We start from the raw sequence: 11277 nt of genomic DNA on the forward strand, positions 1-11277 counted from the left end.
CTGCACGTAGTAGTCCGCCCGTCCGGGGGAGGAAGGCGAAATGAAAAACGGGTCGCTGCGCGGCATCCGGCAGGCCGGGTGTTCGACATTGCTGTTGCTTGGCGGACTGGCGCATGCCCAGACCCCGCCTGACGAAGGACCAACCTCGGCAAAGCTGGATGCGCTCAGGCGAGAGGTGTCCGAACAGGCCGCCGCGCTGGAGGAGATGAAGCGTTCGATGGCGCAGCAGGAGGCCACCATCCGCGAGTTGCGCAGCGTGCTGGGCAACGACGTGCTGGACAAGAAGCGCGGCGGACAACGCGCTCCGGGCACCGGGGTGACGCCCGGCGACACCGCCACCAATGCCGCGGCCGCCACCGCGGGCGCGTCAGGCGCGCAAGGCTTGCCCGATGCCGCCAACGCCAACGCCAACGCCAACGCACAGCAGGCTGGCGACAACGCGCAAATGGCGCTTGCCGGCGACGAGCAGCCAGTGGGCAAGCCACCCGAGGCCGAGACCACCCCACCGGCGGTCGCGCCCATCTTCGATCAGCCCGGCGTGCTCACGCCCAAGGGCAAGCTGGTGGTGGAGCCGAGTTTCCAGTACGGCTATTCGTCCAACAACCGGGTCGCGCTGGTTGGCTACACGATCATTCCGGCACTGCTGATCGGCCTGATCGACGTGCGCGAGGTCAAGACTTCCACCTATATCGAAGCCGTCGCGCTGCGCTACGGCCTCACCAAGCGCCTGGAGATCGAGGCCAAGGTGCCTTACGTGGAGAGCTCCGGCTCGACCATCAGCCGGGAAGTCTTCACCGGCACCGCGGTCGACAACGTATTCAATGCCAGTGGCAGGGGCCTGGGCGACGTGGAAGCGACGCTGCGCTACCAGATCAACTACGGCAATGAAAAGATGCCGTACTTCATCGGCTGGCTGCGCTACAAGTCCGCCACCGGAAAGAGCCCCTTCGACGTGGTGACCGATTGCGTGACGCGCTGCGTGGGCAATACCACCGGCACCGGCCTGCCGCTCGGGCTGCCCACCGGCACCGGCTTCCAGGCAGTCCAGCCCGGCATCACATGGCTGCTGCCGACCGATCCGGCGGTGTTCTTCGGCACCTTCAGCTACTTGCACAACTTCGCGCGGGACAACGTCAGCCGTACCGTGCTGAATGGACAGCAGGAGTTCCTGGGCAAGATCGCGCCGGGCGATATCTTCGGTTTCAATATCGGTATCGGCCTGTCGCTCAACGAGCATGCCTCGTTCAGCATCGGCTACGACCAGAGCATCATCTGGCCGACCAAGCAGAACGGGCAGACCGTACCCGGCTCGGTGCGCGTCACCCAGGGCACCTTGCTGGTGGGCTATTCGTACCGCTTCAACAGCCGTTACACGCTGAACGTATCGGTCGGTGCCGGGCTCACGGCCGATACGCCCAATCTGACGGTGACCGTGCGCCTGCCGATCACTTTCTGAGGCCGGTGGCGTACGCGAATGGGCGCGAGGTGACGCACGGCCGGCATGCCGCGGATGCCGCCTTGCGCTCGCCACGCGACTGGCGTACAAATGAAGAATCCCGTCCCCTGGGCGGATACGGATGCACCTCCGCTGGCGTGCCCGCCATGACTGCGTGAAGGCGACTCCGCATGCACACCGCTGCCGGGATGGCCCGAAATAGCCTGAAGTGGCCTGAAGCGAGGAGAGAGTCATGCGCAAACGCATCTTCTGGTTGTTACCCGATCTGGCGAGCGCCCGCCGCACCATGGACGATCTGCTGCTGGCTCGCGTCGAGAACAGTCGTATCCACTTCATCGCGCGCGATGGCGCCGATATGACCGGCCTGCATGAAGCCAACCTGTTCCAGACTTCCGACATCGTGCATGCCGCCGAGATGGGGCTGATGGTGGGCGGCGGCATCGGCATCATTGCCGGGGCGCTGGTGGCCATGTTCCCCATCGTCAGCGACACCCCGCAATGGGGCCTGGTCGGCGTGCTGGCCGTGCTCGGGGCGGCGTTCGGCGCCTGGGCTTCCAGCATGATCGGCTGCTCCGCGCCCAACAGCCGGCACAAGGCCTTCGAGAAGGACATCGAGGAAGGCAAGCTCCTGCTGATGGTGGATGTGCCGCGCGGCCGCGTCGAGGAAATCGAAGCGCTGCTGCAGGCCGCCCATCCGGAAGCCCGCTTCGCCGGTCTGGATCCGGCCGTCCCCGCCTTTCCCTGAACACGGGGCAGGCAAAGCCGGGGCGTGGCGTTCGGGCGTTCCCTTGCTGCTGGCAGCCTGACGGCTGCCAGCGCGCATGCGCGCCCAGCGAGTCTCTTCTCCTGCCACCTCCCTGTTTCCCTCAGCCTGCCGTTCTGCGCAGCGGCGTCGCCCTGCGCATGGCCGACGGCAAGCTGATCCGCTGCGCCGCGGGTCTGGCGCCCGCGTGACGCCAGCGTGGCTGGCCTGCGGTATAGTCGCCGCATGGCTATCTCACCTTTCTCCCTGCAAGGCCGCGTGGCGCTGGTCACGGGTGGCGCGCAAGGCCTGGGCCTGGCGATTGCCGCCGGCCTGGCGCAAGCCGGCGCGCACGTGATCGTTGCCGCGCGCAACGCCGAACGCGTGCACGCCGCCGCCGCCCAGCTCGCCCATGACGGCGGCAGCGCCGAGCCGCTGGTGCTCGACATCACCGACGAAGCCGCGGTTGGCGCCGCCTTTGCCCGCGTCGGCGCCGCGCATGGCCGCCTCGACATCCTGGTCAACAACGCCGGCGCGCGCAAGCGCAGCGATATGGCGCATCTCGACGCCGCGGACCTGCGCGAGATGCTGGAGACCAATCTGGTCGCGCCCTACGCCCTGTGCCGGCTCGCCGCGCAACTGATGCGGCGCGGCGGCTACGGGCGCATTGTCAACGTCAGCTCCATTGCCGGGCAGGTGGCGCGCGCCAACGATGTGCTTTATCCCGCCACCAAGGGCGGGCTCGATGCGCTGACGCGCGCCATGGCAGCGGACCTCGGGCGCGAAGGCGTGACCGTCAACGCGATCGCGCCGGGCTATTTCGCCACCGAACCCAACCAGCCGATGGTGGAGGACGCGAGCGTTGCCGAATGGCTGCGGCAACGCACGGCGCTCGGGCGTTGGGGGCAGCCACAGGAAGTGGCGGGGGCGGTGGTGTTTCTTGCCTCGCCGGCGGCTTCCTATGTGACGGGGCATGTGCTGGCGGTGGATGGGGGGTATCTGGCGCATTTTTGAGGGGGCGGCTGCTTGACATCACGGTCTCTCGCCCCCCTCGCCGCATACTGAATGTAATGGGGTCAGGCGCTCATTGAGCGATTCTGTGATGGAATCAAGCGTGGCTTTGGGTTGCACTGGCACCAGCACCAGTCACCGCTCAAAGCCGCTTCGCGCCCATTCACTCCCCTGTTTGGCACGCGCTCACCATTGCAGACGATGTGCCCGGTCGTCTTGCATGCCGGACACCAGACCGGATCGCCTTCATAGGCAACCGCGCGCCCATCAAGCAGATCGGCCCCCGAAGTTGCGCACACCCTGCCTCTCGCCGTGGTGACATCGCCATCGCAAATATCGAAACGTAAAGCCATCTTTATTCCCTCAAAAGTGGATCGGTGAAAAGCCGGGGACCGGCTCCTTGCTGCCGTTATGTTGTTGCGTTGCAGGGTACGAAATGCCATTGTTCGAATTCGGGATCGAACAGGGTAATCTGGTGGCAGTTCGAAACGTCCTCTCGCAACCGCCCTATCGACTGAATGGCACGCTGGACGACTCTATCCAAGCGCGCGGAGTCCCAGTTCAAAACGTCGCTGTGGGTCTCCCGCCACGCAAAAAGGCCCGCAAGCTCGCGAAGCCGTGAGTATTCCGCGAGGATGATCGGGTCCACCTCGAACGTCAGCGGGTCGCGCGCCCAATGGTGCATCACTCTGCAAACTCTGCCGAGCGTGCCCCCCGGTGTCTGGAGGATCCGGCCGTGAAGCGAAGGCCATCCAAGGTATATGGTGGCAATGAGTCCACGACCGTCAACGTCTTGAAACAGATGCCCGTCGATTTGGGATGCGGGCAGGACATGACAGGTTTTGCTAGGCCCCGTAAAACAAGCCGCCTCGATCAGGGCATCGAAAGGTGACAGGAAACATGTGATTGCGCGGCCCAGTTCAGTGCCGCTAGTGGCAAGGCAAAGGTCTCCATGCCGGCCTTTGAAAACGAGAACAAAGGCGGGCAACACCCTGAAGAACGAAGGCTTATCGCGGTCATGCGGGGTTCCTAGACTCAGCAAGATCAATCTCCGTTATTTCTTATTCATCACTATCAACGTGGTATTGGATCCATTTCACTGCATATCCATAACTTGGCTCTGATTCTTGCGGAATGACACCACATCCTTAAGGGGAAAATGGGAATCTTCTCTTCTTTATCTCCATGGAACCCTGAGCCAAGAAGAACAGAGAGCTTCTTGTTTTCCTCAAATCTGATTGGGCTTTTTCCATGCTTTTGACCTCATAGGCATGCACTTTGCAGTAGTTGCCTTCCGTATCGATGCCAGCGCGGCGGTTTTATTGATGTGAACCTCCTGGGCCTTCCATTTTCCGATTGGATATTTGGCAATGGTTCTATGGAAAAGAAAACGGATGTTATTAAAAAATCAATGTGGTGGAAATTGGCAGTCTGCAAGCTTGGGGAATTCTTATTCTATTTCCAACATTCTTTGGAGTGGTGGTGGCTCGCCGTGAAATTCGTTGCGGCCTGTAAATCCATCGACCCTGTTATATTGTCTGTTCGGCACGGGGTACGATATTTCATTGTTAAGGCTGTGGGTCGATTGGGAAATAAATTAATCCACCGTAAACACCTGCTCCGGCGGAGATCCGACCCATGCGCCATGAGCACGGACATCAAAGTCATTGAGAATAAGCAAGCCACTAGTTACATTATTCGAATCGATATTTAATAAGTGGAATATCCCGTTTTCCTTGCGACCATTTAGAGTGATCTCCGCGTTTTTTCCATTATATGAGTAGTGACCAAAAATACACGATCCAACCATTTCAAATTTATAGTTGATAGAAAAATTTCCTACTATTTCTGCGGAGCCAGACAGTCCATTTCCCGTGGTTTTGTTTTTTAAAGTACAGGATAAATCACCGGGAAAGAAAATAGTCTGATTTTGGGTGTCTGCAACCAATGCAAACCGGGAGCTTTCCCGGTGTGGGATAAATTCATAACCAGAAATTTTAAAAATTATTTTCCCTTGCTTATCAAAGGCTATGATTTTTTTACTTATTTCTTCTGCAGTGCTGTCGGCGCCGCATCTGGCAATGCGGTAAGAGTCATATTCCAATCCAATGGAATTAATACAGTCTGAAAGTGAGATATCATTTAGCCATCTAAATTTCTTGTTATAGTAGATAGTATTGTCATTGTTAACTGCGGAAGCTATATCAAATTTGCTTAGCTCTACTTTCCTGCATGAGGCTCCGACGGAGCGCACTTTATCGACAGAGTCATAAACGTTCTTGTAAACACAATCAATGTAAAGATGCTCGCCGATTTTTTTTATCGGCGCGACAATATGGAATTTTTTTCTTGAGCCATCTGAATCTATTTCCACGGCGAGTCCCCCACCCACAAGAGGCACCAGGATAGAAAAAAGGGATGTTTCCTTTATAATTAGGTTGCCATACTCCCCAAGCAGCTTATCTCCTTCGTAAATTTCCACTACGCCATTATTGCTTCCCTCGTTAATCACTGCTTTTCCTGTATGCCCGTCGCTCCCGAAATTTAGAGCAATCGTTTTGGCTGGAGAAAATGATGGGATGCTGATAAAAATAAGTGCGAATAATTTCGATTTCAGCATTTTGTCGCCTCAAGTATTGATTTGAATTTGATTGCAAAACTTGCAATCTTATCGGCCTCATCCAGGCTGTTAATTATCCGCCTTGCGTTAACATAATCCTGCGTGGCTTCACTGATATAGTTTGAGAGTTTTTTCCCGGTGAATAGTCCGGTTTCCATGCCGTGTACAGTTGCCCATGCAGCAATCTCAGGCTCCAGCATCCGATCGGGATTACTAACCAGATCAATGCCAATTTTCTGTCCAATTGCCCGGTATGTATTTTTCCAGGTTACCTGTACGTATCCTCTTCCACGATATTTGTAGCCGTCTCCTTGAGTCGTGTTTCCATTACTCACGGCGCGTTCTCGGTGAACCTCTGTAGAGGCTAGAATCGGATCGTATTTATTGAAATATGAGACTGGGCCACTCTCTGTGGTCGGCTCAAAATAGATAAATTCTTTTGTATCTACGCGAAATTTCTTTGTTTCGAGGCGAGCCGTCGCAAGAATATAGGCTATATATGGAATATTGCATTCGCCATTTTTATGTTTTTTGTAAAAATCAATAATTCCATTTATGAGAATCCGAAGATTTTCTTTTGAGATTGAATCTAACTGTTTTGTGCCGGTTTCAAACGATACGTGTTTGGTTTCATAGAGCCGCAAAAATTCGTCTATGTCAATGCAGTTACAGCCACACTTGAAATTCGCAACCATCCCAATCGGGTGAATATGGAACACGGTAGCACTGGCCGGAAATCCCTCAACCTTGCCCTTGACGTCGTTCCACCATTGCAGATTTTGGATTCGCTGTAATTCAACCAACCAGTTATCCTTCGCGTTGCGCATCAGCGGAGTGATCGCGTTCCATCGGGCCATGTCGCCGCCCCATTCGCTTTCATAGCGCGGGATCACGCGGGAGAGTGCCTGGGCGAGCCAGGGCTCGCGCATGGCCGACCGCATGGCCCTTGCGGTAACCTTGCCGCTGGTCTTGCCGGCCTCCTGTGTTGCAAGCAACTGTTCAAGCTTGCGCAGCAGCGGGTTGCCGTTCACTGCCGCCACCGACGGTTGGAATGCCTTCTGTTCCTTCCAGTCCGCCACTCCCGTGATGACAAGGTTGCGCTTAAAGGCATCCGTCAGATTGATACCGGTTGCGTCCACCGTCTCGAATCCGGGCCAGGCCCACGGGCTTTGCCACTGCGTACCGGGATGGTCTTTCTCGCAGACCCAGCCGAACGCGTTCTTGCCATCCGCCATGCCAAAAGACACGAGCCACCAGCACGCCCCCTTGTCGTCAACCGCCTTGTGCAGTGCGTCGAGCCCATCTAGCTGGCCGCGCGAATAAACCAACAGGAATCCGTTCGCCGGATCGGTCACGTTCTGCAGATTGAGCGGAAACCGGCTCCATGCGGGCGTCGTGGCGGCGGCCGTGGAAAACCTCTCACGCTCGATCCAGACGGGCGGCCCGTCCGGGAAGAGCAGCGCCGATGAAACATAGTGTGGTTGCACCTTGATCCAAGGGCCACTTTTCGGGCTGTCCGGGGTAATCTCTGCCTTGTGCAAGGGGCGGTATTGGCTGAGTTTGCGATCCGCCGGGGCGACGCTTTTCACCAGCCTCGCACCCGCATTCAAGACCAGCAGTGTCCGCTGATCGGCGGGCAGTTGCGCAGCACGCGCACGGCTTTTTTCCAGGAACGCGCTAAAGCCGTCGCCCGCAAAGACTTCGAGATGCAGCAGCTGGCGCCGCGAAGTGGGCGGTAGCGGCGTCGCGCGCTCGTAGTCCTGATACTCGCCGATTTGCCCCAGCAGTGTGCCGGCTTTCACGACGATCCGCGTGGTGGGAATCACGACCTTGCCGACCGGGTCCGGTTCTTTGACCGCCTGCAGGTCGGCCAGGAGCAGCCAACCCCAATCGCCCTCGGGGGTGACAGGCGCGTCTGGTCTGCCGTCCCCCGGTCTTTCCCAAGGCGCGTTCACATCCTCCGAGCCAAAGACGTCGCCGCTGGTCGGGCTGACCATGCCGCCCGCAGTGATGCTCTTGATATGCCCCCACTTGCCACCACGCTTTTCACCGATGATGACCTCACTGCCTTCCGGCAGGAAGCCTACCTGCTGGCCTGCCGCGTAGCTGCCTTTCTTCCCGCCTGCTTTCGGTTCCGTCCAGACGAATGCGCCTGCCGCGCCGCCGCCACTGGCCGGGGCCTTCTGACGGCCCTTGTTGCCGATCCGGTATGCCTGGACGCCTTCCCACCAGTACGGGCGATCCAGCTTGCCGTCTGCCAGGTACGAGTACCAGTCCGCCATGTGCATGTAGAGGCTATAGACATCTTGTGTTTCCCCCGCTGGCTGCGCGCCCATGCTGTTGGGCGCGGGCGGCAAGGCCAGGTGGTGGCGCACGAGTACAAAGCCGGTCGAATACGAGGCCCATTTGCCGTCGCGGAATTGGATATGTGGATAGCCACGGTCAAGCTTGTAGGCGACGATTTGCCCGTCCGCGATGCAGCGTACGCCGTCCGCCGTCAAGAGTTGGGGGCTGGTCCCGAAGTGCACGCCGCCATGCGGAAAGCCATTGACGCCAAGCGGGAAAAAACCGTCGTCCATCGCGGACAATGCCTGATGGAGGACATCCGGATTGGTGATTTCCTTGCGCCTGGTATCGGGAAACGGATAAAGCCATTGCAGTGGGGGTCTCGATGACGGCACAGGCGCGGGTGTGGATGATGGTGCAGTGGCTGAATTTGGCTGGGGTTGTGCGGACATGCTGTTGCGTCTCGTGAAGTAGCATTAGTAAAAATGCGCGGAGCGATTGCCGCAGTCAGCCGGAGAATCTCGATCCGTGACTACCCGTATCCGGCAGGTCGATTGTGTATGGCAGAGCCTCTTTGATCATCGCGGAATCCGGGCCGCGCCTTTGAAACGACACCGCCTTGTCGAGGATGTCGCCGGGCGTTGCCCTCTCGATGTTGGTGGGGGTGATGCGGATAAATGAACCGCCTGCGCCAATCCAGACTTCCTGTTCCGCGGACAGGATGAGTTTGCCGTTGGTGCTGGTCACGGTGACGTCCTTCAGCGCCGACATGGCAAGTTCGTCGCTTTGCGCCTGAATCTGCACCTTGCCGCGTGCCGCAAAGAGCTTGATGCCAAGACTGTGCGCAAACAGGGATAGCGCACCACCTGCCGCCAGCACGATGTTCTTCAGGGCGCTGGCGTTGAAGCCGGCGCCAGTCGTCACATTCACGTCCTTGCCTGCCGCAACCGATATGCGATCCGGTGTCGAGACAGCGATGCCTTTTGGTGAGGAGAGCAGCATCACAGCTTCTTTCAACTCGGTCACGCTACTCCTGAGCCATGCGTTCTCCGCCTGCAAGTCGGCGATTTCGGCCTTGGCGACGCTGGCCGTCTCGGCGAGGCCCTGTGCCTGGCCCAGCGCGGCCTGCAGTTGCCCAAGCGCGGCCTGCATGTCCAACTGCTGCCCGTCCGCTTTCGCCTGCGCATCCGCAGAGAGGAAGAGCCCCTTGCCCGCGCGCAGGACGCCCCAGCTGTCACTGCGCAACTCAAACCCCTCACCCCGCTTCTGCCGCTTGCCATCGACGAGGTAGCCCATGTTCAGCTGCGTCTTGCCCCCGTACTCGGTGGAGATATGGATGAATTCCTGCCCCTCCCAGTCCTCCATCATCACCATGTTGTTGCTCTGCGTGACGATGGCATTGCGCGACAGCCAGCGGTCCTGGTTGGTGATCAGGTCGGCGTGATGGCTGTGGTGGTGCACATGGGCGATGTATGGCTTGTTCGGATTGCCGTCGCGGAATGCGATTGCCACTTCCGTGCCATCGATCAGGGGGAAATGGAAGCCCGTCTGCAGCGCGCCCGCGAACGGCTTGGCCAGGCGCAGCGGCACGCTCTCGCCGCCTGCGCTCCACTCGTCGAAGTCCACGTCGAAACGCACCACGTAGTGGCCGTGCTGGGTCAGATAGGCATATTTGTACTTGCCCGGCGAGGTGATCCGGGCGCTGAGCGTGCCGTTGATCCTGGGCCAGCTGGCTTCATTCAGCCGCAGGCGGAAGCGCCGGTCCGACGGAATGGCTTTGTAGGTATTGCGATAGGCCGCATCGCGCCCGCCGCTGTGGGTGACTTCGATGATCACCTGACCGTTGGGCGCATCGGGCAGCGTCCGGTCCATGCGCAGGATGCGCGCGAGCCGCAGCTCCAGCACGTTGCTCTCGCCCTCGTAGATGACCTGCCAGGCGATCGCCGCCTCGTGGCGCAGTTGCGCTTCCCATTTGGCGCTCTCCTGGTCCAGGTGGTGAGTGCCGTAGACATAGGGCTGGCCGTAGGTCGTCTTGTCCTTGCGGGCGACGTTGGCCTCGGCCTTGAAGCGCTCCCAGGACTGGTCCGGGTTGTAGTCGGCGACGAGATAGGAGGCCGGCACCGTGCGCGCGTGGGTCTGGATCGCGAAGACGGTTTCGGTGCCGGATTCGAGGCCGGCGGTTTCCCGGTAGGGCACGCGCAGTTCGGGCAGGTAGAGATAGTGGTCGATGTCGTCGCCGAACACCACCATCTCGCCGAACTTGCCGGGCTCGAAGTAGCTGTAGAGGCCTTCCTGCTCCATCAGCAGCCGGATGTAGTCCCAGTCGGACATCTGGTATTGGAAATGGAAACGATGCTCCGGGTATTTCCGGCGGGTCTTGAAGCGGAACTGATGGCCCGCCAGGCCGTGCCGGCGCAGGATGGCCTCGATGATCTGCGGGGCGGTCTTGTGCTGGTAGATGCGGCTGGCGTGCGTGAGCCTGAGGCGCGCGACCAGCGGCTCGATCACGATCTGGTAGGCGGAGAAGTCCTGCGTCTGCCGGGTCTTGCTGAAGCACGTAATGCAGCCCGCGAACTTGCGCGGCGCGGTGCCGTCGGCGGGATCGATGACGAAGGTGGCGTCCTTGTTGAGATAATCCGCGCGGTCGAGTTCCAGCGGGTGCGTCAGCTGGATCGTCACGGTGTAGGGCTCGCCCATGCGCTCGACGGCTTCGAACGACACCACCGACAACCCGGCGGCGCTGGCGCTGCTGGGCACCTCGACGAAATACGACTGCTGCCCGGTGAGCCTCTTGCGCGACGCACCGCCGTATTCGTTCCGCTCATCAATCCAATCCGCTATTGCCTATCGCTCCATTGTCAGCGCGACAGAGGCTGTGCCTGCCGCAAAGGGAGGCGTATCGCTCGACGACATGCCCGCTCGCGCTGCACCTTACCCGCATTCGCGGGCGCTGAGAACGGTTGAAAGTCGCATTTTCCAAGCTCATGCAAATAAAGAATTTTCCGCACTCAAAAGGAGAAATTTCTCGAATACAGCCTGAGGGACCGCGTGTTATTTTTTATGATTTACCATCGCTCGAACGCTGCGCCGATTGATTTCAAGCCAAGGCGCGAAGATCCCGGTGGAGATCACACTCTGCGGCGGCAGTTCCGAGCTGCCAGT

9 protein-coding genes are annotated in these 11277 nt (G+C 59.2%); 4 read left to right on the forward strand and 5 right to left on the reverse strand.

Going from position 1 to position 11277, the window contains the following annotated elements; all coding sequences use genetic code 11:
• Positions 1-40 precede the first annotated feature (40 nt).
• From AC3FOF_RS17730 to AC3FOF_RS17740, 3 genes are all read left to right on the forward strand, one after another.
• Complete coding sequence (locus AC3FOF_RS17730; protein WP_488727296.1) at positions 41-1456, forward strand: acetate kinase; 1416 nt, start codon at positions 41-43, stop codon at positions 1454-1456.
• 232 nt (positions 1457-1688) lie between these two features.
• Positions 1689-2201, forward strand: a complete 513-nt coding sequence (locus AC3FOF_RS17735; protein WP_017230696.1) for a hypothetical protein — start codon at positions 1689-1691, stop codon at positions 2199-2201.
• A gap of 243 nt (positions 2202-2444) precedes the next feature.
• Positions 2445-3212 (forward strand): SDR family oxidoreductase, encoded by a 768-nt coding sequence (locus AC3FOF_RS17740; RefSeq protein ID WP_488727297.1) that lies wholly within the window; start codon positions 2445-2447, stop codon positions 3210-3212.
• 62 nt (positions 3213-3274) lie between these two features.
• Here the strand turns inward: AC3FOF_RS17740 and AC3FOF_RS17745 are convergent, their stop codons facing one another.
• The 5 genes from AC3FOF_RS17745 to AC3FOF_RS17765 all read right to left on the reverse strand — a co-directional run bounded on the left by AC3FOF_RS17745 (position 3275) and on the right by AC3FOF_RS17765 (position 10836).
• Entirely contained in the window at positions 3275-3652 is a 378-nt protein-coding gene (locus AC3FOF_RS17745) for a PAAR domain-containing protein (RefSeq protein ID WP_488727298.1), read from the reverse strand.
• Positions 3619-4251, reverse strand: coding sequence for a hypothetical protein (locus AC3FOF_RS17750; protein ID WP_488727308.1), 633 nt, complete (start codon positions 4249-4251; stop codon positions 3619-3621). Before AC3FOF_RS17750 ends, AC3FOF_RS17745 begins: the two co-directional genes overlap by 34 nt.
• Before the next feature lie 555 nt (positions 4252-4806).
• Complete coding sequence (locus AC3FOF_RS17755) at positions 4807-5829, reverse strand: hypothetical protein (protein ID WP_488727299.1); 1023 nt, start codon at positions 5827-5829, stop codon at positions 4807-4809.
• Positions 5823-8567: a lytic transglycosylase domain-containing protein gene (locus AC3FOF_RS17760; RefSeq protein WP_488727300.1), complete on the reverse strand. Its 2745-nt coding sequence runs from the start codon at positions 8565-8567 to the stop codon at positions 5823-5825. The genes AC3FOF_RS17755 and AC3FOF_RS17760 overlap by 7 nt, the downstream gene beginning before the upstream one ends.
• Before the next feature lie 55 nt (positions 8568-8622).
• Entirely contained in the window at positions 8623-10836 is a 2214-nt protein-coding gene (locus AC3FOF_RS17765) for a type VI secretion system Vgr family protein (RefSeq protein WP_488727301.1), read from the reverse strand.
• Here AC3FOF_RS17765 and AC3FOF_RS17770 point away from each other — a divergent pair.
• Positions 10811-11155, forward strand: coding sequence for a hypothetical protein (locus AC3FOF_RS17770; protein ID WP_488727302.1), 345 nt, complete (start codon positions 10811-10813; stop codon positions 11153-11155). The two genes, AC3FOF_RS17765 and AC3FOF_RS17770, sit on opposite strands and share 26 nt — an antisense overlap.
• The last annotated feature ends 122 nt before the right edge of the window (positions 11156-11277 follow it).

This window comes from Cupriavidus sp. 96C5-1 (genome assembly GCF_057798855.1).

Bases quoted from the DNA above. Each gene is read 5' to 3' on its own strand.
- AC3FOF_RS17730 (WP_488727296.1), top strand. From the start codon at position 41: ATGAAAAACGGGTCGCTGCGCGGCATCCGGCAGGCCGGGTGTTCGACA.
- AC3FOF_RS17735 (WP_017230696.1), top strand. From the start codon at position 1,689: ATGCGCAAACGCATCTTCTGGTTGTTACCCGATCTGGCGAGCGCCCGC.
- AC3FOF_RS17740 (WP_488727297.1), top strand. From the start codon at position 2,445: ATGGCTATCTCACCTTTCTCCCTGCAAGGCCGCGTGGCGCTGGTCACG.
- AC3FOF_RS17745 (WP_488727298.1), bottom strand. From the start codon at position 3,652: ATGGCATTTCGTACCCTGCAACGCAACAACATAACGGCAGCAAGGAGC.
- AC3FOF_RS17755 (WP_488727299.1), bottom strand. From the start codon at position 5,829: ATGCTGAAATCGAAATTATTCGCACTTATTTTTATCAGCATCCCATCA.
- AC3FOF_RS17760 (WP_488727300.1), bottom strand. From the start codon at position 8,567: ATGTCCGCACAACCCCAGCCAAATTCAGCCACTGCACCATCATCCACA.
- AC3FOF_RS17770 (WP_488727302.1), top strand. From the start codon at position 10,811: ATGCGCTCGACGGCTTCGAACGACACCACCGACAACCCGGCGGCGCTG.